The following is a 24,020-nucleotide window of genomic DNA, read 5'->3' as shown; positions in this document are numbered from 1 at the left end:
GGAATCGGCCACACGAGCCGCATCCCGCAACCGGGCGGCGTAAAACAGCGCAAGCCGGGCAGCCACTGGGGAGCCGTGTGTTCGAGCACGGGCGAGCGGTCTGCTGGCGGTGGGGAGTGACACCTTGATGGGCACGGCGGAGCGGCACGAGGCGCCTACGGACGCCACTGCGGCGCACCTGACGGCGCGGCGGAGCCCCGAGGCACTGGATCGCGACATTCCGGCTCCCGGCGGCGGGGGCGGACGCGAGGAACGCACCGCGGAGCGGGAAGAGTCGTATTACCGGCCGTTGTGGATCGAGGAGCAGGCGCCGCGGCGCCGGATGCCCGACCCGGTGCGTACGGCGGCGGTGCGGGCGGTGCTGCTCATCGCCGTGACCCTGGTCCAGGCGATGGTGGCGTTCCTGTGCACGCTGGCCGGATCGTGGCTGGCGTTCCCGATGGTCCTCAGCAGCGTGGCGAGCACCGTCGTGGCGACGTGGGGCGCCCTCGACGTCTGGGTGACCCGCCAGGTCTGGAACCAGCGCAACGGCGTGGTGTCGGAACCCAGCAGCACCGCGCGTGCCCTGCGGCGTGAGCGCCGCAAGACGCGGCGACAGGCCAGGGCGACCGAGCGCGCACAGGCGCGGATACGCCGCCGGGGCGGGGCGGGGCAGCTCTCACACCCCTGAGCGCGGGTCGGGGCGGCAAGGCAGCGCTCCCAGCCGTGCGCCCAGGTGGGGGCGGCTGGCCTGCTCTCACACCGCCCGCCGTGCCGCTACGACGCGCTTGGCGCCGGTCGCTTGAACATGCGCGTCGCCGTGATCTCGCTGTGCACCGACTCCTCGCCCTCCGCCTGCTGCGGAAGCCCCGGACGGAGGTGTTCCTCCACGCTGATGTACTTCAGCCCGGCCCGGAGGTCGGCGTCGTTGCGCAAGCGGATGACCAGCGGGAACTCCGCGAGGGCCGTCGTGTCGAACAGGCCCGTGGTGTACAGGAGTTGGACACCGAGGGCGCGGGAGACGGCCCGCTGGAGCTCCAGCAGATAGGTGGCGTTGGCGCGCCCGATGGGGTTGTCGAGGAACAGCGTGCCCGCGTGCCGGTGCTTGTCGCGGCCCCGGTCGTTGGAGCGCAGCGCCGCCATCGTGCAGTACAGGGCGATGGCCGCGGTGAGCAGCTGACCACCGGAGAACACGTCGCCCATCTGCCCGACCGGCACCCGCTCGGCGCGCAGCACCGCGTCCGGCTTGAGGATCTCCACGGCGACACCCTTGGGCTCAAGGGCCGCGCCGACGCCCCGCAGCAGCAGGGACATGCCGTCGCGCCGCAGGTCGGAGTTCTTCTTCACCGCCGCGCGCGTCGCCTCGTCGATGACGTCACCGAGCCGCTCGGTCAGCGTCGCCTGGTCGGGCTCCTCGAAGCGGATCCGCAGGAACTCCTGCCCGGACCACTCGCCGAGGCCCTCGGGCAGCCGGGACAGCCGCTGAGCGGACCGCAGGGTCGCGAGCGCCGACTCGACCAGCCCCCTGAGCCGGTCGACGATGGAGTCACGGTTCCGCTCCAGCTGCGCCAACTCGTCGGTGAGGACACGGAGTCGGGGAGCGAAGGCATCGGCCCACTTCTGCGCGTGCTCCGGCAGCGCGGAGGCGGGCAGCTCGCGGATCTGCTGGCGGGCGGGGGTACGGACCTGCTCGTAGCGCGTGGAGTTGGCGTGCCGGACGAGGACATCGCTCGCCTCGCGCACGGCGCCCTCGGCGGCCGACAGGTCGGCGGCGCAGCCGCGCAGCGACCGTCGGGCCTCGGCGGCGGACTGCCGGGCCTCCTCGGTGCTGCCGGGGTAGGCCTCGGCCTCCTCCTGCTCCTCCTCCGAGACATGTTCGCGCAGCAGGTCGCGGAGCATCGCGGCGATCTCGTCGAAGCCGCCGGCGGCGTCCTCGGCGGCGCGATGGGCGTCGAGAAGCTCGGCGTGCGCCTCCCGGGCCTGCGTCAAGGCCTCGGTGCGGGAGGCTAGTTCCGCGGTGGCCGTGCGCAGCAGCGCCTGCGCGTGGTCGGCGTCGCGCGGCTGGAGCTCCTCCGCCAGCTCGGTGTGGGCCTCGCCGTCCTCGGGCGCGTGCCGCTCCGCCTCGCCGCGCAGTCGGCCGAGCTGCTCGCTCGCGCTGGACATCCGCGTCTCCAGGAGCTGCACGAGCTCCTCGGCGCGGGACGCGGCGGCCTGCCGGGACGGCCCGTCGGAGCCGTCGGGCGACTGGAGCAGCTGCTCGGCGCGTGTGCGGACCTTGTTGCTCAGCCGGTTCAGCTCGGCCAGGGCGGCGCTCTCGTCGCTCTCCGCCCGTGCCTGCTCTGCGCGCAGATCGGCGCCGACGCCGACCTTCTCGTAGAGCTGGGAGGCGGCGCGGTAGGCCTCGCGGAGCGCGGGCAGGGACGTCTTCGGCGCGTCCGGGTCGCTGTCCGGTACGTCGTCGGGGGCGCCCGCGATCTCGGAGCGCTCGGAGCGCAGCGCACGCGCGGTGCGGCGGGCGTCGTCGGCGGCCCGCTGGGCGGCGCGCCGGTCCTCGTCGGCGGCGCGGGCCCGCTCCAGGCAGGTCTGGGCGCGGGCCTCCGACTCGGTGGCCTCGTCGGCCAGTTCACGGAGTTTGACCTGCCAGCCGGCCCGCTCCCGCAGCCGGAAGGCGAGCCCGGCGAGGGCGTCGGCGGCCCGCCGCGCCCTCTGCGCGGCCTCCTGCCGCTCGTCGCGCACCTGCGTGACCTCGGCGGCGACCTCGTCGGCCTCGGCCCGCACGGTCCGCGCCTCGGCCAGTTCGGCCTCGGACTCCTCGGCGAAGGCGCGTGCCTCGTGCGCCGTCCGCGCGAGTTCGACGAGGCGGCCGGCCGGGCAGCCGGTGCGCCAGGAGGCGAGCCGCGCCGCGAGTTCCCGGTCCTTGCCGAGCCGGGCGGCGAGCGAGCGGATCTCCTCGTCGCGCTCGGTCGCCCGCGCGCGCAGCGCCTGCCGCTCCTCGTCCGCGGCGTGCTCGTCGTGCATGGCCGGGTTCGGCGGTACGAGGAAGACGGCCTCGCTGCCCGCCGGGTCGGCGGCCGGGGTCGGGGCGAGCAGGGCGGCCGCCGTACCGACGGCGACGGCTGAGCGCGGCAGGAGAGCCGCCTCGCCGAGGGCCTCGCGGGCACGCGCGTGGGTGTCCGGGTCGGTGATGATCACGCCGTCGACCAGCTCGGGCCGGGCGGCCAGCACGCGCGCGTGGTCGGTGGGGTCGACGGCCTGGGCGAGGTAGCGCCAGCCGGGCAGCGCCGGGATGCCGTGCTCCCCCAGGAACTCCACGGTGGCCAGCACGTCCGGGCCGGGCGGCAGCAGCCCGCCGTCACCGAGCGCGCCGAGGATCCGGGAGTCGTCGGCGGCGGCGGTGCGCAGCTCGAAAAGCTGGCGTTCCGCGGAGGACACGGAGTCGTCGAGCAGCTCACGCAACTCGTCGGCGAAGCGGTCGAGGTCCTCGGGGGTGAGGCCGGTGCGGTCCTCGTCGTCGCCGTCCTGCCGGGGCTGCGGGACGACGGAGCGCGTCTCGCCGCCCGTCAGGCCCAGCAGCTCGGCCAGCCGGGGCTCCGCGGCCAGCGCCTCGGCAAGGCGTCGCTCGGCGTCGTAGGACCGCTCGGCCGCCGTGGCGGCGTCGGCCGCGCGGGCCGCCGTCAGCTCGGCCCTCGACTCGGCGGCGCCCGCCTCGCGTGCGTGCTCGGTGGCCCGGCGGGCCGTCTCCCGGGCGGTGTCCCAGGCGGCGACGGCGGTCTTCTCGGCGTCGCTGGCCGCGAGGGCCGCGCGCGCGGGGTCGGCGTCGGGTGCGCTGTCGTCGAGCCAGCCGGCCCGCACCGCCTCGGCGGTCTCCTGCTCGACCTCGGTGAGGCGCTGGCGCAGATGCCCGACCTCGCTGCGGGCGCGCTGGGCCTCGGTGGCGGCGGCGGTGGCGTCCCGGTGAGCGGACTCGCCGACCTCCTGGAGGGCGGCGGAGCGCTCCTCCTCCTCGTTGGCGAGGGTCTCGGCGCTCTCGGCGGCCGCGTGCAGGGCTCGTACGAGGTCCACGGCGGCCTTGGCGCGGGCGGCCAGCGCGGGGGCCGCGTCCCGCTCGGCCTCCTGGATGGCGGCGGACACGCGCGCGACGCGGTCGGCGGCGGCGCGGTGGCGCAGGACGGCCTCGGCGGCCTGCCACGCCGAGTGCAGCGTGCGGGCGTCGGCGAGCTCGCGCTTCTGTGCGGCGGCGGACTTCTCGGCCCCGGCGAGGGCCAAGGAGGCGTGTCGGTAGGCGAGTTCGGCGGCGATCAGCGCGCTGCGCTCCCGCGCCCCCTCGGCATGCGTGACGGCGTAGGCCGCCGCGGTGACCCGCTGGGCGAGGTCGGCGGCCCGCACCCGCTCCTGGGCGCCGCGCGCGGAGAGCCGCCGGGCCAGTGTGCGCGTACGGCGCTCGGCTCCGGCGTGGATGTCACGCGCCCGGGCCCGGGCCTCGGCCGCCTCGACGATCCGTCCGAGCAGATCGACCGACCCGGCCGTGAAGTCCCGCTCGGCGATCAGTTCGGCGCGTCGGCCCAGCTTGTTGCCGAAGCCGCTGACCAGGTCGGCGAGTCCGTCGGTGTCCCGGGTGTCTGTCACGGCCCGCAGCAGCAGGTCGGTGAAGTCGGAGTCCTTCTTGACCGCGAAGAGACCGGCGGCCTCACCCTCGTCGGCGTTCATCTCCCGCTGGTAGCGGAAGAGTTCGGGGTCGAGGCCGAGGTCGCCGAGGTGCTCGATCCAGCGGTCGTGGATCTCCTCCCAGTGCACCTCCAGGTGCGGATAGGCCTTGCCCGCCTCGGTGATGGCGTCCCGGAAGCCCTTCATGGTGCGCCGGCGTCCCTGTGCCCCGGACGCGCCCTCGACGGGCGGCCGTACGGCGGTGGACTCTGCGACCGGCAGATTGTCCAGGGAAAGCCCGGGTCCGGGCCGGAAGGAGTACCAGGCCTCGGCGAACTTCCGCGGGTCGTTGGAGACCTGCCGCCCCCGCCACTCGCTGGCCTTGCCGACGACCACGCACTCACCGGTCAGCGTGTGCTGCCACTCCAGCGCGACGTGCCCGCAGTCGTCGGCGAGCAGGAACTTGCGCAGCACGCCGGAGCTGGCACCGCCCAGGGTGTTGCGGTGACCGGGCAGCATCACCGAGAAGATCAGCTTGAGCAGTACGGACTTGCCGCCGCCGTTCTCCAGGAAGAGCACGCCTGCGGGTGCCGGGCGGCGCGGCGGGCCGACCGGCTCCTCCTCGAAGAACTCCGCCTGGGCGGGCGCGGGGTCGGGCACGACATCGCCCACGCCCCGCAGGTCAAGCACGGTGTCGGCGTAGCGCGCACCGGCGGGACCGATGGAGTAGAGGCGGACCCGGGACAGCTCGTACATGGCGGACTCTCGTAAGTCTTCGGCAGGTGGGGGGAGTTCAGGACGGGGAAGGCGTGTGGAACGGCAGGCCGGCGTCGGCCACCAGCTCCAGGTCCTCGGTGTTCTCCGCGGGCAGCAGCGTCGGTGTGCCGTCGGTGACCGGGACGACGCCCAGCTCCAGCAGCTCGGCCATGGCAGAGCTGCCGGCCATGTCACGGACCTGGAGCTGATAGCGGGCCGTGGTGCGGTACGTACCGCCGTTGTCGTCGCCGGTGCGCTGGAGGAAGCCGGAGTCGGTGAGGAACGCGGCGGCCTTGCCGACGATGCCGGTGGTCGAACCGGCGAGGCGGCGGGCGTCCTTGGTGGCGCCGGTGGCGCTGCGTCTCGCCCAGATCCGCCAGGCCGACTCCAGGCCGGGTGCCTCGGTGGCGGGGTCGGTGTTCTCGCCCACCTCCTCGGCGCGCTCCTCCAGGCGCCGGCACGCCTGCCGGACGAACGCGTCGACGCCGTTGACGCTGACGCGTCCGATGTAGCCGTCGTCGGCGAGGTCCTCGGGGCGCGGGTAGGCCATGGCGGCGACGGCGAGATGGGCGAGGCCGTGCAGGAACCGGTCGCTGCCGTCGGCGGAGGTCCGACGCGCGTAGTCGCCCATCCGCACGGCGAACACGGAGTCCTCGGCGGCGGTCACCGCCATCCCCGCGCGCGGGGACACCTCCAGGACGACGAGCCCGAGCCCGGCGGCCACGGCGTCGGCGAGCCGCGCGAACGCCCCGTCCTCCCGGTAGCGCCGCAGCAGGTCGGTGTACTCCTGGTCGCGGGCCGGCTGGAGCTTGGGCTGAAGGCCGAAGGCGACGAGCCGAGCCGCGTCAGCGGCGTCGGCGGGCGTGACGGCGGCGGAGACGGGGACGGGCCCGGCGTCCGGCTCACTCCACTCGACGTGCTCTGTCACGGTCGGTCTCCTCGGTCCACGATTTCTTGCGTCACGGTTCCCTGCTCGTGCGCCACGGTTCCTCGACTCATGCCGCTTCTGTCCTGTCCGCCGCCATGCCCACCGCGTCCAGCAGGGCCGTCCCGACGATGAGATCCGCCCCGCCGAACTCGGGGTCGTCCAGCTCGGTCCCGTCGTCCACGGCGAACAGCAGCTTCTCCTCGCCCTGCCGGTAGGCGGTGCCGACCGCCGGACTGGCCGCGTGCACGGCCAACAGGGCGACGAGATACGGCAGATCGGGGTCCTGTCGCCGCGCCTCGGTCAGGAGCCCGGACAGCCGGCGGGGCGCGTCGGCCGGCAGGTCCAGCAGCTCCATCGCCGAGGCCAGCTGCTCCTCGCTGAAGCGGCTGTCGTCCGGCGTGGCGATGAGGTCCGGCTCGGGCATCTCCGCGCCCAGATGCTCCCGCTCCGCCGGCGGCGTCAGCAGTATGTCGACGAGGTCGCCGACCCGCACCGACACCGGCGTGCGCAGCCCGGTCCCCCGCGCGAAGAAGGCGTCGGTGACCCGGACCGCCTGCTCCAGCGGCAGCGGCAGCACGGGCGCGACCAGGTGCCCGTACAGGTCTATGCCCGAGGTCGTCATCGGCGTCGCGAAGGCCTGCCGGTCCTGCTCCGCGCGGAACAGCGGTCCGGCCTCCAGGAGCCGGGACTGGAGCTGGGTGTGGCGCCGGATGCAGTCCTTGACGATGTCGACCAGTTCGGCGGCCCGCCGCTTCTGCTCCGGGTCCTCGGACTCGTCGCGTGCCTTGCGGATGTTGGTGAGGATCGCGTTCTCGTGGCGGTATCGGTCGGCGACGTGGTCCAGCGCCTCGGTGATCATGTCGGGGACGGCGTTGAGCCAGTCCACCGCGCGGACGTTGCGCCGCGTCGCGTCCAGGGCCCGGCGCAGGGTCTCCGAGTACTGCACGGTCCGGTACCGGGCCTGCTCGGCGGCGAGCTGGGCGTCGGCGAGCCGGCCGCGGCTGATCAGCACCTCCAGCTTGACCTCGGCGGCGATCTGGGCGCTGGTGACGTCGGTGTCGAGGGCGCCGACCAGGACGTTGACCGCCTCGTCCGTCGTACGGAGGTACACCGAACCGCCGGGCCCGGGGACCTCCTCGATCAGCTTGAAGTCGTAGTCGCGGCGCACATAGGTGCCGTCCTGCGCGAACGTGCCGTACACGGCGCGGAAGCCGCGGTCGACGCTGCCGACGTTGATCAGGTTCTCGAGGACCCAGCGGGCCACGCGCTCGTGCTCGGCGACGGGCCGCTGGGGTGCCTGGGCGGCGATGCGCGGGATGAGGCGGGCGACGATCTGGTCGTGGTCCGCGCCCGTGTCGAAGTCCATGTTCAGGGTGACCAGGTCGATGGCGGCCAAGGCGACCTCCGCCATGCCGTACACCGAGTACTCGCCCGCGAGGTTCGCCTTGCGGGCGTCCAGGTCGTGCAGCGGCGCGGTGCACGCGAGCGCGCGCAGCCGCCGCGCCAGCCCCTCGTCGGCGGCCGGCCCCGGAGCGGGGCGGGACGCTGCGCTGAGCTGGGGCGGAACACGGTCCGTCGGTGCAGGCGAAGTCACGGTGCACAGACTAGGTCCTCGGTCTGACAACGACTAAAACGACGCAGAACAGACCCCACCCGCCGGCGACAGGATCCGGACGCTAGCCGTCCTCCCCCACCCGCCGCCGGTAGACCTCCACCACCCGCTCCAGCGAATCCTCCAGATAGACCGCGAGCAGTTTCTCCGCCTCGTCCTTGTCGCCCGTCTCCAACGCCCCGAGGATCTGCTGGTTGCGCGCGAGGTAGGGCTCGTGCAGCCGCCGCGGGTCGTCCACGACGTGGAACGCGAGCCGCAGTTCGGCGAAGACGCTGCGCATGAGTTCGTCGGTGCGCTCGCTGGTGGCGAGGGCGACCAGTTCGCGGTGGAAGTGGATGTTGGCCGTACCCAACGCTTTCCAGTCACCTTCGCGCACCGCCCGCAGCCCCTCGGCCACCGCTTCGGCGGGCCCCTCCAGCGCGTACGGCGGCTCGCCGAGGCCCCGCACCACCGCGCACTCCACGAGCCGGCGGGTGCGGTAGATGTCCTCGACGTCCTCGACGGTCAGGACCCTGACGAACACCCCCCGGTTCAGCTCGTGGACGAGCAGTCGTTCATGGGTGAGCAGTCGGAACGCCTCGCGCAGTGTGTTGCGGGACACCCCGAGGGCGCCGCCGATGCTGTCCTCCGACAGCCGCGTACCGGGCGGGAAATAGCCCTCGGCGATACGGCTCCTGAGGATGTCCGAGACCCGCTCCGCCGTGCTGGTACGGCCCAGGAGGGCGCGGTCGTCGGCCAGTCCGCTCAGCTGCTCTGCCATGCCCGGAATTCAACCGCAGACCTGAGAACGAAACAACAGGGGTATTGAAGGATCGTTCAACGATCCTCTACCTTCTTCCCCATCACACCGCACCGCACGGCTCAGTTCCGCACCCTCCGTCCTCCCACTGCGAGGTGCACATGAGCACGACTCCTCCACCGCAGGCCCTGACCGCTCACCCCACGACGACCGAACGCCCCGCCGATGACGGGGCGTTGGGCTGGTTCCGCGCCCTCGGTCCGCGCGGCCGGCGTGCCTTCGCCGGCGCGTTCGGCGGCTATGCCCTGGACTCCTACGACTACTTCACGCTGCCGCTGAGCATGGTCGCGCTGGCCGCCTACTTCGGCCTGGACAGCGGCCAGACCGGCCTCTTCACCACCGTCACGCTGCTGGCCTCCGGGGTCGGCGGGGCCCTGGCCGGAGTGCTGGCCGACCGGGCCGGGCGGGTCCGGGCCCTGATGATCACGGTGATCACCTACGCGGTCTTCACCGTGGCCTGCGGTTTCGCGCCCAACTTCGAGTCCCTGCTGGTCTTCCGCGCTCTCCAGGGGCTCGGCTTCGGCGGCGAGTGGGCGGTCGGCGCGATCCTGGTCGCCGAGTACGCGAGCGCGAAGCACCGGGGCCGTACCCTCGGCGCCGTCCAGAGCTCGTGGGCGGTGGGCTGGGCGCTCGCCGCCGTCGTCTACACGCTGGTCTTCTCGTTCCTCGACGACGACCTGGCCTGGCGCGTGATGTTCTGGACGGGCGCGCTGCCCGCGCTGCTCGTCGTCTGGCTGCGCCGCCGTGTGCAGGACGCGCCCGAGGCGATCGCGGTACGGGAGAAGAGCCGCGGCGCGACGTCCTTCACGGCGATCTTCAAGCCGGGGCTGCTGCGTACGACGATCTTCGCGGGGCTGCTGTCGACCGGTGTCCAGGGCGGCTACTACACGCTCGCCACCTGGGTGCCGACGTATCTGAAGAGCGACCGCGGGCTGTCGGTCGTCGGTACGGGCGGCTATCTCACCTTCCTGATCTCCGGCGCCTTCCTCGGCTATCTGACCGGCGGCTACCTCACCGACCGGCTGGGCCGCCGCCGCAACATCTGGCTCTTCGCCCTGCTCTCGGCGGTCTGCATCCTGGCGTACGCCAACATCCCGGACGGCGCCAACACCCTGCTCCTGGTACTCGGCTTCCCGCTCGGGTTCTGCATGTCGGCGATCTTCAGCGGCTTCGGCTCCTTCCTGGCCGAGCTGTACCCGACGGCGGTGCGCGGCACCGGACAGGGCTTCACGTACAACGCCGGACGGGCCGTGGGTGCCGTCTTCCCCACCACGGTCGGCTTCCTGGCCGACAGCTGGGGCGTGGGCGGCGCGCTGGTCTTCGGCGCACTGGGTTACGCGCTCGCCGCGCTGGCGCTGTTCGGACTGCCGGAGACCCGCGGGAAGGAACTCGCGTGAACCGTACGGAAGACCGCCCCCTGACCCTTGCCGACGAGCACGCGCACGCGTGGAGCCCGCAGGAGGCCCGCACCCGCTTCCGGGAAGGGCTCACGGGCCCGACCGCCGGGGTCGCCGCGGGCCACACCCAGGCGAACCTGATCTCGGTGCCCGCGGACTGGGCGTACGACATGCTCCTGTTCTGCCAGCGCAACCCCAAGCCGTGCCCGGTGCTCGACGTCACCGACGCCGGATCTCCTACGACGGTCCTGGCGCCCGGCGCCGACCTCCGTACCGACCTGCCGCGTTACCGGGTGTGGCAGGACGGCGAACTCGTGGACGAGCCGACCGACGTGCGGGCGCACTGGCGCGACGACCTGGTGTCGTTCCTCATCGGGTGCAGCTTCACCTTCGAGTGGGCGCTGGCCGAGGCGGGCGTACCCCTGCGACACCTGGAGCAGGGGCGCAACGTGCCGATGTACGAGACGACCTGGCAGTGCCGGCCGGCGGGGCGGCTGCACGGCCCGATGGTGGTCTCGATGCGGCCGGTGCCGCCGCAGCATCTGTCGGCGGCGATCCGGGAGAGCAGTCTGCTCCCCGCCGTCCACGGCGGCCCCGTGCACTGCGGTGACCCGTCGACCCTCGGCATCGACGACCTCGCCCGCCCCGACTTCGGGGACCCGGTGGACGTCGAACCGGACGACATCCCCGTGTTCTGGGCCTGCGGAGTGACTCCGCAGGCCGCGGTGATGGCCTCGCGCCCGCCGTTCGCCCTCACGCACGCGCCGGGCCAGATGTTCCTGACCGACGCCCGCGACCAGCAGTACCGCGTGGCGTGAGCGCCACCGGACCAAGGACGGAAGGAGATTGAGAAGTTCCATGATCTCGATCGATCTCAACGCCGATCTCGGCGAGGGCTTCGGCCGCTGGCGGCTGACCGACGACGAGGAGCTGCTGTCCGTCGTCACCAGCGCCAACGTGGCCTGCGGCTTCCACGCCGGGGACGCGGCCACCATGCGGCGGGTGTGCGAGCAGGCGGCCGAGCGCGGCGTACGGATCGGGGCCCAGGTCTCCTACCGGGACCTGGCCGGCTTCGGGCGGCGCGCGATGGACGTGCCGCCCGCCGAGCTGGCGGCCGAGGTGGCCTACCAGATCGGCGCCCTGGAGGTCTTCGCGCGAGCGGCCGGCACGCGCGTGTCGTACGTGAAACCGCACGGCGCGCTCTACAACCGCGTCGTGCACGACGAGGAGCAGGCCGGCGCTGTCGTCGACGGGGTCCGCCTCGCGGACGCCGCCCTGCCCGTGCTCGGCCTGCCCGGCTCCCGCCTGCTGGAGCTGGCAGGCGGCTCCGGTCTGCCGACGGTCACGGAGGCGTTCGCGGACCGCGCGTACACCGCGGCGGGCGCGCTGGTGCCGCGCGGCGAGGAGGGGGCCGTGGTGACCGACCCGGAGGCCGTCGTGGAGCGCTCGCTGGGCCTGGCCCGCGACGGCGCGGTCACCTCGCACTCCGGCTCGCGCGTGGCGGTCCGGGCGCGCTCGCTGTGCCTGCACGGGGACACACCGGGAGCCGTGGAACTGGCCCGACGGGTGCGCGCACGGCTGACCGGGGTGGGCATCCGCGTGGAGGCCTTCGCATGAGGGCGCTGCCCGTCGGTGACACGGCACTGCTCGTGGAGGTGTCCTCGGGCGAGGAGGCCCGGGCCCTGCACGCGGAGCTGCTGCGCCGCCGCGCGGAGGGCTCCCTGTCCGTCCGGGAGATCGTCCCCGCCGCCCGCACGGTCCTCCTCGACGGCCTCGCCGACCCGGCCCGCCTGGCCGCCGAGCTCACCGCCACGGACGTACCGCCCGCTCCCCCACGCGCGCGTGCCGTCGTCGAGCTCCCCGTGCGCTACGACGGTCCGGACCTGGCCGACGTGGCCGCGCACTGGGGCGTCCCCCCGCACGAGGTGGCCCGTATCCACGCGAACACCGAATTCACCGTCGCCTTCTGCGGGTTCGCCCCCGGCTTCGGCTATCTGACCGGTCTGCCGGAGCGGTACGACGTCCCGCGCCGGGCGACCCCGCGCACGGCCGTCCCCACCGGGGCGGTGGCACTGGCGGGGCCCTACACGGGCGTGTACCCCCGCTCCTCCCCCGGCGGCTGGCAGTTGATCGGCACCACGGAGGCCGTTCTCTGGGACCACGCGCGCGTACCGGCCGCACTGCTGTCGCCGGGCACGCGCGTGAGGTTCGTGCCGGCAGGGGCGGTGGAGGCGTGACGGACCGCGCGCTCTGCGTCGTACGCGCCGGAGCACTGACCACCGTGCAGGACCTGGGGCGACCCGGCCACGCCCACCTCGGCGTACCCCGCTCGGGAGCCCTTGACGGGCCCACGGCGACCCTCGTCAACCGCCTGGTCGGCAATCCACCGGAGGCGGCCGTCCTGGAGACCACGCTCAACGGCTGCTCGGTACGGCCGCGTTCCGCGGTCACCGTGGCCGTCGGGGGCGCCCCCTGCGCGGTCAGGGTGGACGGCAGCCCGGTCGCCTGGGGCGCGCCGGTGCACATGCCCGCCGGGGCGCTCCTGGACGTCGGAACCGCCCGCGGCGGCGTACGAGGCTATGTGGCCGTCTCCGGGGGCATCGCCGTCGAGCCGGTGCTCGGCAGCCGCTCCACGGACCTCCTCTCCGGCCTGGGCCCGGCCCCGCTCACGGACGGGGCGGTCCTGCCCCTGGGCACCCCGAGCACCCTCCCCGCGCGCGTGGACGTGGCTCCCCAGCCGGCACCCCCGGCGGAGCTCGTCCTACGGGTGACGCTCGGCCCGCGCGACGACTGGTTCACGCCCGAGGCGGTACGGGCCTTCACGTCCCGCGCCTACCGGGTGTCCCCCGCGAGCAACCGCATCGGCCTGCGCACGGAGGGCCCCGCGCTGGAGCGGGCCCGGCCGGGTGAACTCCCCAGCGAGGGCATGGTCCTGGGCGCGGTGCAGGTCCCGCCGGACGGCCGGCCGGTGGTGTTCCTGGCCGACCATCCGACGACGGGGGGATACCCCGTGATCGCGGTAGTGCGTACAGAAGACCTCGCGGCAGCAGCCCAGGCGGCACCAGGAACGCCGATTCGCTTTCTGGGAGTGCGCAGACACTGACACACCCCAGGGGCGCGGGGAACTGCGCGACCAGCCCCCACGCACCCGCACCCAAAACTGCTATGCCACCTCCGAAACAGACAAAGCAGACAAAGCAGCCGAAACCGCAGCGGCCGTACCCAAATCCAGCCGCGCACTCGTCCCCCGAGCCCGATGCCGCATCTCATCGGCCGCAAGCCGAAGCAACTGCGGCAACAGATCCGTACACCGCCGAGCCACCCACCCGGTCCCCGCGGTAGCCAGCCACAACAGGCTCGCCGACCGGGTGGGAACGGGGAACTCCGGCTCGGCCGAGGGCGCTGCCCCCGCCGCCAGCCCCGCCTCCGCCAGCAGCGCGTGGAACCGTACGGCGAGCTGCCGGTGCCCCCGCTCACCCGGGTGGAGCCGGTCCGCGCTCCACATCGCGCGGTCGCTGATCCAGGCCCCCTCGGCGGCATGCAGATGCACCGCCCCGTACCGCTCGGACAGCGCGTGGACCACGGAGTTGACCGCGCGCTGCCGCCGGGCCAGCGGGCTCGCCAGCGCCCCCGGCAGCCCCAGCATCGCGCCGGGATCGGGCAGACAGGCCGTGAGCAGCACCGCGCCCTGTGCGGTGACGGCCGCGTACACCGCGTCGAGCCGGGCGGCCACGGCATGGATGTCGAAGGTGCAGCGCAGGGTGTCGTTGACACCGATGACGACGGACACGACATCCGGACGCAGGGCCAGCCCGGCGGGCAGCTGCCGTTCCAGCACATCCCGCGTCTGCGCCCCGCTCACGGCGAGGTTGGTGAACTCCACGGACCGCCCCAGACCGCCGACGAGCAGGGCCGCCCACCCCCGCCAGCCATCGCCGACGGGGTCGCCCACCCCCTCCGTCAGCGAGTCACCGAGGGCGACGAACCGCAGGGCGCTCACCGCGGACCTCCATGAAGCGAACCGCCCCCGACCGGTCCGCCACCGACCGATCCGCCGGCCACCGAGCCGCCACCGACCGAGCCGCCGTGAGCCGAACGCCCGTGAACCGAACGCCCGTGAACCGAGGCAACGTCCACACCGGTCCCGGCGCCCCGCACCCCCACCACCGCGTCATGCGCCGCGAGGAACGCCTCGACAGCCGTCCCCCACCCGAAGCACTCCGCACGCGCGCGTGCGGCCTCTCGGCGCTCCGCCACCGGCCGGTCGAGCAGCGTCTCCACGGCGTCCGCGAAGCCGCCTCCGTGGTCCGCCGCCACCGCTCCCGCCGCCCCGATCACCTCGGGCAGCGCGGACGAGGCGCTCGCTACGACGGGTGTGCCGCAGGCCATCGCCTCCAGGGCGGCGAGCCCGAAGGTCTCGGCGGGCCCGGGAGCCAGGCACACGTCGGCGGAGGCCTGGAGCGCGCCGAGCAGTCCGCGGTCGGCGACGTGCCCGAGGAACACGACCGGCAACCCACGCTCCCGCGCCCGCTGTTCGAGCCGCGACCGCAGCGGTCCGTCCCCCGCCACCACGAGCACCGCCCGCCGACCACGCCGTACGAGCGCCTCCAAGGCGTCCAGCGCGGTGCCGGGTCGTTTCTCCACCGACAGCCGGGTGCACGTCACCAGCAGCGTCTCGTCCACGCGCGCGTAGACGCCACGCAGCCGCGCGTCCCGCAGCGCGGGGTGCCGTTCGGCCAGGTCGACGCCGAGCGGCGCCCGTACGACGTTGCGCGCGCCGATCCGCACGAACTCCCGCTCGGCGAACTCGGTGGTGCACACCACGCGCGCGTAGGTGTGTGCCGTACGGAGGTTCAGCGCGTCCGCGGTACGCCGGGCCGCGCCCTCCGGGACGCCCCAGGTGCGGAGCACACCGTCGGCGGTCTCGTGGGACACCATCACGGCCGGCACCCGCGCCCGCCGTGCCCACTTCCCGGTCCACCTCAGCGTCGTACGGTCGGAGACCTCCAGGCGGTCCGGGGCCAGCGCCTCCAGGAGCCGGGCCACCCGCCGCCGGTCGGCGAGCACGCGATAGCCGCCGGTGCCCGGCAGCAGCGGCCCGGGGAGGGTGATCACCCGCCCCTGCTCGGTCGCGACGTCACTGACCCGCTCACCCGGCACGACGAGCACGGGCTCGTGCCCGGCCGCCTTGTAGCCCTTGCCGAGCTCCCGCAGCGCGGTCCGCAGGCCGCCCGAGGCGGGCGCCACGAAGTTCGCGAGCCGGACGATCCGCAGCGGCCGGACACCGCCCCCGGCGTCGGTCCATGAGCCGGTCACGCCGCCACCGCCGTCCGCCGTGTCGCCAGCACGCCCGCGTAGTGCCCCAGCAGCTGATCGCCGACGGCGGCCCAGGTGCGTCCCTCGACCGTCGCCCGCCCCGCGGCGCCGTACGCGGCCCGTAGACCGGGATCCGCGGCCAGGGCCCAGACGGCGTCCCGTACGGCGGCCGCGTCGCGCGGCGGGACCAGCAGGCCGGTGCGGCCGTGGGCGACGAGGTCCAGCGGACCGCCCGCGGCGGGCGCGACCACGGGAACCCCGCTGGCCATGGCCTCCTGCACGGTCTGGCAGAAGGTCTCGAAGGGGCCGGTGTGCGCGAACACGTCCAGGGAGGCGAAGATCCGCGCCAGTTCGTCGCCGGTGCGACGCCCCAGGAACACCGCGCCCGGCAGGGCCGCCGTGAGCGAGGGCAGGCTGGGCCCGTCGCCCACCACGACCACGCGGACGCCCTCCAGGCCGCACACGCCCGCCAGCAGCTCCACCTGCTTCTCGGGGGCGAGCCGTCCGACGTAGCCGACGATCAGCTCGCCGTTCGGGGCGAGTTCACGGCGCAGTGCCTCGTCGCGCAGTGAGGGGCGGAAGCGGGCGGTGTCCACGCCGCGCGGCCACAGCCGTACCCGGGGCACTCCGTGGGACTCGAGGTCGTGCAGGGCGGCGCCGGACGGGGCGAGGGTGAGATCGGCGGCGGCGTGGACGGAGCGGATGCGGCGCCACGCCGCCGCCTCGCCCGCGTGGACGTAGGTGCGGGCGTACCCCGCGAGGTCGGTCTGGTAGACGGCGACGGCGGGGATGCCGAGCCGGGCGGCCGCCGCCATGCCGCGGACGCCGAGGACGAAGGGGCTGGCCAGATGGACGAGGTCGGCGCGGTGCTCGGCGATGGCCGCAGCGACGCGCCGGCTGGGGAGGGCGACCCGGACCTGGGGGTAGCCCGGGAGGGGGAGGGAGGGGACACGGACGACGGGGCACGGCGCGGATGCGTCGGGCCCGGTACCGGCCGCGGTGGCCGGCGCGACGACGAGCGGGGAATGACCGCGATCCACGAGGTGCCGGGCGGTCTGGAGCGCGCAGTGGGCCACGCCGTTCACGTCGGGGGGAAAGGATTCGGTCACGATGACGACACGCATACCGGTGTTGTCGCCGCACCGGACGTGAACGCGTCAACGTGGATCTTTCCGGACGAGGAACGTCCCGTGAGCGTTCCGTCGCGCACCCGCGCAGGTCAGGCCGTGTCCATACGCGCCTGACCCGCGGGTCGTCCCGAGTTCACCCTGAGGGCGTGCCGGTCACATGGCGGCGGCGTCCGGGGGGCCGATCCGGCTGCGTACGGCGGTCTGGACCTCGGCCTCCTCGGCCGGGTCGGCGGCGAGGCGGCGGAGCTGCTCGACGACGCGGGCGTCGGCGGTCTCGGCGTGCCGGGCGGCGATCTCTCGGGTGGTCTCCTCGCAGTCCCAGAGGCACTCGACGGCGAAGCCGGTGGCGAAGGAGGGGTCGGTGGCGGCGAGGGCCCGGGCGGCCCGGCCGCGCAGATGGGACGAGGCCGTCTCACGGTAGATGTGGCGCAGTACGGGGGCGGCGCAGGCGATGCCGAGCCGTCCGGTGCCGTCGACGAGGGTCCACAGGGTCGGCGCGTCCGGCCCCTCGCCCCGTACGGCCTCGCGCAGGGCGGCGAGGACCAGGTCCTTGTCCTCGACCCCGCCGCGGCAGGCGAGCATGCGTCCGGCGGCGGCGCCCAGCGGATCGGGCCGGTGGGCCCAGCCCCGGGCACGGTCCACGGCGGCGATGCTGCGCATCCGTTCGAAGGCGTTGACGGCGGCCTCGACGACCGGCGTCGTGCCGGTGACCACGGCCACCTCGATCAGATCGAGGGCGTCGGGATCGTTGCTGTCGGCGAGGTAGCGCAGCGCGGTGCAGCGGGCCCCCTCGGTGCCGTCCTTCGCGGCGGCGACGATCTCGGGCCGGTCCTCGGGTCCGGCGACCGCCATGAGGCAGCGGGCGGCGGGGACATGGAGCGCGGCGCCGCGTTCGACGCCCTGCTCGGCCCACTCGAAGACGGCCTGCACGCTCCACCCCGGGCGGGGCCCGGTAGGTCGCATCTGCCGTTGCCAGCGGTCGAAGCAGCCGGCCTCGTGAGCGGCACGCACGCGCGAGGCGATCTCCTCGCGCGGATCCTCGGCCCACAGCCGCCAGGGCCGGGGTTCGAAGGCGTCGCGCACGGTCGCGGCCAGCTCGGCCTCGCCCTCGGCGTCAGTGGTGAAACGGGCCAGCACGGGCGCGGCCAGGGCGCGCAGCCCCGCGTCGTCGTCCCTGAGGGCCAGCTCGTCCAGGGCCCAGGCCCAGTTGGTGCCCGAGGCGGCGTACCTGCGCAGCAGTTCGAGCGCGTCCTGCCTGCCGTAGGAGGCGAGGTGCCCGAGGACGGCCAGGGCGAGCCCCGTCCGTGACTCCTCGTCGTCGAAGTGGTCCTCGACGTCGAAGAGGTGGGCCTCGATGCGGTCCAGTTCGCCGCCCAGGTCGAGGTAGAGACGGGCGTAGTAAAGGGAGCGGTTCTCCACCTGCCAGTCGTGGCGGGGGTCCCGCAGCACACAGTGGTTCAGGGCCGCGAGCGCTTCGGCTCGCGGGGCGGTGAGCGCGTGCAGTGTGCCGTCGCCGCGGCCCCGCTGGAGCAGGCCGAGCAGCGTACCGCTGGGCGCTATGACCGGTTCGAACATGGGAAACAGCCTCACATCAAGCGTCGACGCAACCGGGGTTCTTGCTTCACCTGGCCGCGTGACAACACGTCGGGGCGCCCGCCGTTTCCTGCTTGCTGTAGACCATTTTCCTCTGCCTCTCGTCGGTGGCCCATGCGGGCCGCGTCACGGCCCGCGCGGTGCGGCAACACCTGCCCAGCCATCGCGTCCGTGAATCACGACGTCATGATGACTCGGCACTTACATCTGCCGCGACCGAAATTTCGGCGGCCCTGTACCGCCTCCCCCGTTTTCCGTGTCTTCGCTGGTCAGAACGTTCGGATCAGTGTGCGCCGAACAACTCCAGCAGTTCCGTCTTGCCGAACATCCGGGCGGTGTCGACGGCCGACGGGGTCCCCGCGGCCGGGTCGGCACCACCCTCGAGAAGTGCCTTGATGACGTCCGTCTCCCCCTTGAAGACCGCCCCGGCGAGCGGGGTCTGGCCTCGGTCGTTGACTTCGTCGGCCGCGGCCCCGCGGCTGAGCAGCGCGCGCACCGCCTCGGCGTGGCCGTGGTAGGCGGCGAGCATCACGAGGGAGTCACCGCGGTCGTTGGTGAGGTTGGCCGGAACACCCGCGTCGACGTACGACACGAGGGCCTCGGTCTGTCCCCTGCGGGCCAGATCGAAGATCTTGGTCGCCAGCTCCACGACCTCGGGGTCGGGGGCTTCAGTCATCGGCCGGACCGCCTCTCATACAACCGTTCAGGTGAATCGCCAGGGTACTGGCTCGCGCGGCACATGACCCGATGTGCCGGAGGTAAAGATCACCACTGACCCGGTCGGACGCAAGTCCCCTGCCCATCCGGCCCAAGTCGGCACCGTCAGACGGGTGAAACATCCCGGAATTCACCCAGTTGCACCTTTTATCGTATGGATACATCCTGTGAGCCTGGAAGTACTCATGGTGACTGTCCCCCCGAACCAGGAGACCTCAAATGATCCTGTCCATCTCAGGCGTGGTCCTGCTCGGCATCATCGTCTTCCTCTTCTTCCGCAAGGACGGACTCAAGGCGTCGCACGCCTTCGTGGCCGCCCTCTTCGGCTTCTATCTCGCGAGCACCGCCATCGCTCCGAGCATCAGAGCCGGCGGGGAGAGCCTGGCGAGCCTGCTGGGCGGCATCAAGTTCTGACCCCGTCCCTCGTCCCGTCCGTACGCACAACCAGGAGACTGCAGTGGCCCGGCGCCCCCTCCCCCGCATCCTGAGCACAGGCAGCGCGCAGATCGCCCGGAGCCGGGAGCTGGCCCGGACGGCGGCCGACAGCGCCACCGACGTCCTCCACCCGCTGATCACGATCACCCGCGGACTGCGCCGGCTGGCCTCGGCCGGGCGGCGCAGGTGGGCCGACACCCCCAAGGACAAGCGCGGGCCGCTGCTGTTCCTGGTGGCGTCGGTGGTCCTGGTCGTGGCACTCGTGCCGTACGGTCCGCTGCTCGCCGTCATCTCCCTGATGGCGGCGGCAGCATGGCAGGGCAGGGACCGCACCCCGCCCGCGCCGGACGGCCCGGATGAGTCGCAGACCCAGCGGCTGAAGTCCCTCTACGACGCCCTGGTGCCGTACTTCTCGACCGCCGAGGACCCGGCCCCGCTCTACGCCCACGGCGGCGAGTGGGAGAAGGCCTTCCCGGAGTACGAGTTCGACGAGACGAGCCGGATCACCCAGCTGGTGATCCGCTACCCCGCCTACTTCACGGACGGCGAGGCCGACTCACGCGCGCGTATCGAGCAGTTGCTGCACGCCAAGTCGGGCCGCGGCCGTGAGTACCGCTTCGCGTGGGACGAGGAGGGCAACCAGCTCTCCGTCACCGTCCTGCCGCCGCTGCCCACCGACATCGCCGCCCAGCGATTCGTCACGGCACCCGGCGAGACGGTCCTCGGCTTCACCGATCCCACCGAGGTCCAGCGCACCCTCCCCCTCACCCACGGCGAGGAACAGCGCGACGTGCCCCCCGTCGTCTGGCGCACCGGCGTCCGCTCCACGGAGCCCCACCTCCTGATCGTGGGCCAGCCGGGCAGCGGCACCTCGACCCTGCTGCGCTCCATCGCCCTCCAGGCCCTGCCGCACGGCGACATCGTCATCGTCGAGGGCGGCGGCACCGGCGAGTACGCCTGCCTCACCGGCCGGGACGGCGTCCTGGCGGTCGAGTGCGGGCTGACCGGAGCGCTGGCCAGCCTCGAGTGGGCGGCCACCGAGACGGAGCGGCGCCTGATCGCCCTCAACCGGGCCCGCCAGGCGGGCCATCCGCCGCCGGACGACACCCGCCGCCCGCTGTGGATCCTGCTGGACCGTCCCAGCGCGTTCACGCACCTGGCCACGGCCGACGGCCACCGTGACCCGCAGTCCCTCCTCCAGGTCCCGCTGCGGCACGGCCGCGCGGCGAGCGTCACGGTCGTCGTGGCCGACCAGTTCGACAGCGCGGACGCGCTGAGCGACGCGGTACGCCAGCACACGCGCGCGCGGGTCGTCCTCGGCCCGGCGACGCCGGCGCAGTTGGAGGCGGTCCTCGGCGCTCCCCCGCGCACCACCCCGGTCACCGACGTCCCACCGGGCCGGGGTTACGCCCGCCTCGGTACGGGGCCGGTCCATCGGCTTCAGGTGCCGTCGACGCCGGATCCGTACGACGACGAGACGAGTGACGCGGATCGGCAGGCGGTGTTGGCGTTGTTGCCGCCGCGGACCACTCCCGTGGAGGCGGAGCAGATTCCGGTGGAAGCGGAAGCTGTTGTCGCCGAGGCGCCGTAGGCGGTCGGGTGGGTCGTGCGACTGCGGGCGCGTGGGGGTTGTTCGCGCAGTTCCCCGCGCCCCTGGGTAGCTCCAGGCTCTGTTAGGCCACGAAAGTACGCGGTGCCTCCCCGCCCCCTGTCCCCCCGCTCTCCACGATCCGTGCCGCCGCCGCCAATCGCGCCGCCGCCTCGTCCGCGACCGCGCCCCCCACGGTGAACGGCAGCCGCACATAGCCCTCGAAAGCCCCGTCGACCCCGAAGCGCGGCCCGGACGGTACCCGTACCCCGACGCGCTCCCCCGCCTCGGCCAGCCGGGACCCGGACAGGCCGCCCGCCCGTACCCACAGCGTCAGTCCGCCGCGCGGTACGTCGAACTCCCAGGTCGGCAGCTCCCTGCGCACCGCCGCCACCAAGGCATCCCGGTTCTCCAGGGCCTGCTCGCGCCGCACCTGTACCGCCTGTTCCCAGCCGCCCGTGCTGAACAGCCAGTTCACCGCCAGCTGCTCCAGCACCGGCGTGCCCAGATCCGCGTAGGCCCGCGCGGCGACGAGGCTGCGGATCACGTCCGGCGCGGCCCGCACCCATCCGATGCGCATCCCCGCCCAGAACGCCTTGCTGGCCGAGCCGACGGTGATCACGGTGGAGCCCGCGGGGTCGAAGCCGCAGACTGGGCGCGGCATCTCGACGCCTTCCTCCAGCCAGAGCTCCGTCATCGTCTCGTCGGCGACCAGCACGGTCCCCGCCGAGCGCGCCGCGTCGACGAGTTGCCGCCGCTGGTCGTCGCCGGCGAGCGCGCCGGTCGGGTTGTGGAAGTCGGCGACGACATAGGCGATCCGGGGCGCCGCGTCCCGCAGCACCTGGCGCCAGCGGTCCATGTCCCATCCGGCGAGCCCGTCGGCCATCGCGACCGGCACCAGCCGCGCGCCCGCCTCACGCATCAGCTGGAGGATGTTGGCGTACGACGGCGACTCGACGGCGATGCGTTCGCCGCGCCCCCCGAAGAGATGGCAGATGGCGTCGATGGCCCCCATCGCGCCGGTCGTCACCATGATCTGCTCGGGCATGGTCGGGATGCCCCGCGCGGTGTACCGCTCGGCGATCATCGAGCGCAGCGCGGGCAGCCCCGCGGGGTAGTCGCCGTGGGTGTGGGCGTAGGGCGGCAGCTCTTCCAGGGCGCCCTGAACGGCTCGGGTCAGCCACGGCTCGGGCGCCGGCAGGGCCGCGCAGCCGAGGTCGATCATCGAGCCCAGGGCCTCGGGCGGCAGGGGTTCGAGGCCGCGCGCGGGCAGCGGGTTGCCGGCCGGTACCGCCGTCCAACTTCCCGCGCCACGCCGTGACTCCAGGAATCCCTCGGTGCGCAGCGCCTCGTAGGCCGCCGCCACCGTCGTACGGCTGACGGACAGGGCCAGGGCCAGTTCGCGTTCCGCGGGCAGGCGGGCGGCCACCGGGACGCGGCCCTCCAGGACCAGCAGCCGGATGCCGTCGGCCAGGGCGCGGTAGGCGGGCGGGCGGCGGGTGCCGGGGCCCGCGGGGCGGTCCTGCTGGGAGTTGAGCAGCCGAGCGAGCTGCGCCGGTCCCACCGCCGAGGTCCACTGCGCCATGGAAATCAGTCCACCTTCCCGGAATTGGCCATGGATGAGGCTTCCACCCAAGCCCCAGGGTGTCATGGAGCAGGCCACCACGACCACAAGGGGCACCACTTGTCCGCACAGAGCCGACTCGGGCGTCGGCTGATCCAGCTGTATGTCGGTCTCGCCCTCTATGGCGCGAGTTCCGCGCTGCTCGTCGAGGCGGGTCTGGGACTTGAGCCCTGGAACGTGCTGCACCAGGGCCTCGCCGAGCTGACCGGGCTGACGATCGGGGTCGTGTCGATCGTCGTGGGCGCGGCCGTGCTGCTCCTGTGGATCCCGCTGCGTCAGCGCCCCGGCCTCGGCACCGTGTCCAACGTGTTCGTGATCGGCGTCGTGATGGACGGCACGCTCGCGGTGGTCCCCGAGGCACACACCCTGGCCGTGCGGATCCCCCTCCTCGCCGCCGGCATCGTCCTGAACGGTGTGGCGACCGGCCTCTACATCGCCGCCCGCTTCGGACCCGGCCCCCGGGACGGCCTGATGACCGGTCTGCACCGGCGCACGGGACGCTCGGTCCGGCTGATGCGGACGGCCGTCGAGATCGCGGTGGTCGTGACCGGCTTCCTCCTCGGCGGCACGATCGGCGTGGGGACGGTGCTGTACGCGGTCTCCATCGGTCCCCTCGCCCAGTTCTTCCTGCGGGTCTTCGACGTCCCGTCGGCATCGGGCGGCAGCACGGTCGTTGCCGGCGGGCAACCCCGGGGAGCGATACTGCGTCGGTGAGCACCCGGATACGTCACCCCTACCTCGACCATCCCGGCCCGATCCCCTTCGCCCACCGGGGCGGGGCCGCGGACGGCCTGGAGAACACCCTGTCGCAGTTCCGGCGGGCGGTGGAGACGGGCTACCGGTATCTGGAGACCGACGTCCACGCCACGGCGGACGGGAAGCTCGTCGCCTTCCACGACGCGACCCTGGACCGGGTGACGGACGGGGCGGGGCGGATCGCGGATCTGCCCTGGGCGGACGTGAGCCGCGCGCGCGTGGCGGGGCAGGAACCGGTGCCGCTGTTCGAGGAGCTCCTGGAGGCCTTCCCGGACGCACGCTGGAACGTCGATCTGAAGGCGGAGTCGGCGCTCCACCCCTTCCTCGACCTCGTCGAGCGCACCCACACCTGGGACCGCGTCTGCGTCGGCTCGTTCTCCGAGGCCCGGGTCATGCGCGCGCAGCGGCTGGCGGGCCCACGCCTGGCCACCTCGTACGGCACCCGGGGGGTGCTCAATCTGCGGCTGCGCTCCTGGGGCGTCCCGGCCGCGCTGCGCCGCTCCGCGGTCGCCGCCCAGGTGCCGGAGGCCCAGTCGGGCATCCAGGTCGTCGACCACCGCTTCGTCCGCGCCGCCCACGCGCGCGGGCTGCATGTGCACGTGTGGACCATCAACGATCCCGATCGCATGCACCGTCTTCTGGACCTGGGAGTCGATGGCATCATGACCGATCACATCGACACGTTGCGCAAGGTCATGGAGGACCGCGGCGTCTGGGTCTGAGTGACCTCCCGACCCCGCAACCGC

General features: G+C 73.6%; 20 protein-coding genes. 10 read left to right on the top strand and 10 right to left on the bottom strand.

What is annotated here, in order from left to right; genetic code table 11:
• Nucleotides 1–127 precede the first annotated feature (127 nt).
• Nucleotides 128–670, top strand: a complete 543-nt coding sequence (locus tag OG885_RS37300; RefSeq protein ID WP_405739447.1) for a hypothetical protein — start codon at nucleotides 128–130, stop codon at nucleotides 668–670.
• Nucleotides 671–756: 86 nt separating this feature from the next.
• On the opposite strand, the gene OG885_RS37295 is transcribed toward OG885_RS37300, so the two are convergent.
• The 4 genes from OG885_RS37295 to OG885_RS37280 all read right to left on the bottom strand — a co-directional run bounded on the left by OG885_RS37295 (nucleotide 757) and on the right by OG885_RS37280 (nucleotide 8,679).
• Nucleotides 757–5,379, bottom strand: a complete 4,623-nt coding sequence (locus tag OG885_RS37295; protein ID WP_405739444.1) for a hypothetical protein — start codon at nucleotides 5,377–5,379, stop codon at nucleotides 757–759.
• Nucleotides 5,380–5,416: 37 nt separating this feature from the next.
• Entirely contained in the window at nucleotides 5,417–6,307 is an 891-nt protein-coding gene (locus OG885_RS37290; RefSeq protein ID WP_405739441.1) for a hypothetical protein, read from the bottom strand.
• Between the two features lie 67 nt (nucleotides 6,308–6,374).
• Entirely contained in the window at nucleotides 6,375–7,901 is a 1,527-nt protein-coding gene (locus tag OG885_RS37285; protein WP_399958489.1) for a hypothetical protein, read from the bottom strand.
• An 82-nt stretch (nucleotides 7,902–7,983) separates the two neighbouring features.
• The gene (locus OG885_RS37280; RefSeq protein ID WP_405739438.1) at nucleotides 7,984–8,679 is read right to left on the bottom strand and encodes a GntR family transcriptional regulator; all 696 of its coding nucleotides are present in this window, start codon (nucleotides 8,677–8,679) and stop codon (nucleotides 7,984–7,986) included.
• 140 nt (nucleotides 8,680–8,819) lie between these two features.
• Here OG885_RS37280 and OG885_RS37275 point away from each other — a divergent pair, with 140 nt between their 5' ends.
• Genes OG885_RS37275 through OG885_RS37255 form a run of 5 tightly spaced genes read left to right on the top strand, consistent with a single transcriptional unit; the run spans nucleotide 8,820 to nucleotide 13,218 of the window.
• Nucleotides 8,820–10,115, top strand: a complete 1,296-nt coding sequence (locus OG885_RS37275) for an MFS transporter (RefSeq protein WP_405739435.1) — start codon at nucleotides 8,820–8,822, stop codon at nucleotides 10,113–10,115.
• Nucleotides 10,112–10,933, top strand: a complete 822-nt coding sequence (locus OG885_RS37270) for a putative hydro-lyase (protein ID WP_405739432.1) — start codon at nucleotides 10,112–10,114, stop codon at nucleotides 10,931–10,933. Before OG885_RS37275 ends, OG885_RS37270 begins: the two co-directional genes overlap by 4 nt.
• Nucleotides 10,934–10,973: 40 nt before the next feature.
• A complete protein-coding gene (locus OG885_RS37265; RefSeq protein ID WP_405739429.1) occupies nucleotides 10,974–11,732 on the top strand; it encodes a LamB/YcsF family protein in 759 nt (252 codons plus the stop codon).
• Entirely contained in the window at nucleotides 11,729–12,352 is a 624-nt protein-coding gene (gene pxpB / locus OG885_RS37260) for a 5-oxoprolinase subunit PxpB (protein WP_405739426.1), read from the top strand. The genes OG885_RS37265 and pxpB overlap by 4 nt, the downstream gene beginning before the upstream one ends.
• Entirely contained in the window at nucleotides 12,349–13,218 is an 870-nt protein-coding gene (locus OG885_RS37255; protein WP_405739423.1) for a biotin-dependent carboxyltransferase family protein, read from the top strand. Before pxpB ends, OG885_RS37255 begins: the two co-directional genes overlap by 4 nt.
• A gap of 60 nt (nucleotides 13,219–13,278) precedes the next feature.
• Here the strand turns inward: OG885_RS37255 and OG885_RS37250 are convergent, their stop codons facing one another.
• The 5 genes from OG885_RS37250 to OG885_RS37230 form a co-directional block, all read right to left on the bottom strand.
• On the bottom strand, nucleotides 13,279–14,115 hold the full coding sequence (locus tag OG885_RS37250; RefSeq protein WP_405739420.1) for an SGNH/GDSL hydrolase family protein: 837 nt from the start codon (nucleotides 14,113–14,115) through the stop codon (nucleotides 13,279–13,281).
• Entirely contained in the window at nucleotides 14,112–15,431 is a 1,320-nt protein-coding gene (locus OG885_RS37245) for a glycosyltransferase (protein ID WP_405739417.1), read from the bottom strand. The genes OG885_RS37250 and OG885_RS37245 overlap by 4 nt, the downstream gene beginning before the upstream one ends.
• Nucleotides 15,428–16,555 (bottom strand): glycosyltransferase family 4 protein, encoded by a 1,128-nt coding sequence (locus OG885_RS37240; protein ID WP_405739414.1) that lies wholly within the window; start codon nucleotides 16,553–16,555, stop codon nucleotides 15,428–15,430. Before OG885_RS37240 ends, OG885_RS37245 begins: the two co-directional genes overlap by 4 nt.
• Before the next feature lie 159 nt (nucleotides 16,556–16,714).
• A complete protein-coding gene (locus tag OG885_RS37235; RefSeq protein WP_405739411.1) occupies nucleotides 16,715–18,136 on the bottom strand; it encodes a HEAT repeat domain-containing protein in 1,422 nt (473 codons plus the stop codon).
• Between the two features lie 301 nt (nucleotides 18,137–18,437).
• Nucleotides 18,438–18,830: an ankyrin repeat domain-containing protein gene (locus OG885_RS37230; protein ID WP_405739408.1), complete on the bottom strand. Its 393-nt coding sequence runs from the start codon at nucleotides 18,828–18,830 to the stop codon at nucleotides 18,438–18,440.
• A gap of 260 nt (nucleotides 18,831–19,090) precedes the next feature.
• Between OG885_RS37230 and OG885_RS37225 the strand changes: the two genes are divergently transcribed.
• On the top strand, nucleotides 19,091–19,285 hold the full coding sequence (locus tag OG885_RS37225) for a hypothetical protein (RefSeq protein ID WP_059196315.1): 195 nt from the start codon (nucleotides 19,091–19,093) through the stop codon (nucleotides 19,283–19,285).
• Nucleotides 19,286–19,328: 43 nt separating this feature from the next.
• Nucleotides 19,329–20,897: an ABC transporter ATP-binding protein gene (locus tag OG885_RS37220; RefSeq protein ID WP_405739404.1), complete on the top strand. Its 1,569-nt coding sequence runs from the start codon at nucleotides 19,329–19,331 to the stop codon at nucleotides 20,895–20,897.
• Nucleotides 20,898–20,979: 82 nt separating this feature from the next.
• Here OG885_RS37220 and OG885_RS37215 read toward each other — a convergent pair whose 3' ends face one another.
• Nucleotides 20,980–22,479: a PLP-dependent aminotransferase family protein gene (locus OG885_RS37215; RefSeq protein WP_405739401.1), complete on the bottom strand. Its 1,500-nt coding sequence runs from the start codon at nucleotides 22,477–22,479 to the stop codon at nucleotides 20,980–20,982.
• Nucleotides 22,480–22,578: 99 nt separating this feature from the next.
• On the opposite strand from OG885_RS37215, the gene OG885_RS37210 reads away from it, so the two are divergent.
• Nucleotides 22,579–23,232: a YitT family protein gene (locus OG885_RS37210; RefSeq protein ID WP_405739398.1), complete on the top strand. Its 654-nt coding sequence runs from the start codon at nucleotides 22,579–22,581 to the stop codon at nucleotides 23,230–23,232.
• Entirely contained in the window at nucleotides 23,229–23,996 is a 768-nt protein-coding gene (locus OG885_RS37205) for a glycerophosphodiester phosphodiesterase (protein WP_405739396.1), read from the top strand. Before OG885_RS37210 ends, OG885_RS37205 begins: the two co-directional genes overlap by 4 nt.
• Nucleotides 23,997–24,020 lie beyond the last annotated feature (24 nt).

The organism is Streptomyces sp. NBC_00028 (assembly GCF_045041065.1).
Taxonomy (GTDB): Bacteria; Actinomycetota; Actinomycetes; order Streptomycetales; family Streptomycetaceae; genus Streptomyces.
Note: the sequence above shows the minus strand (reverse complement) of the source record. Positions and strands in the feature narration are given on the sequence as shown.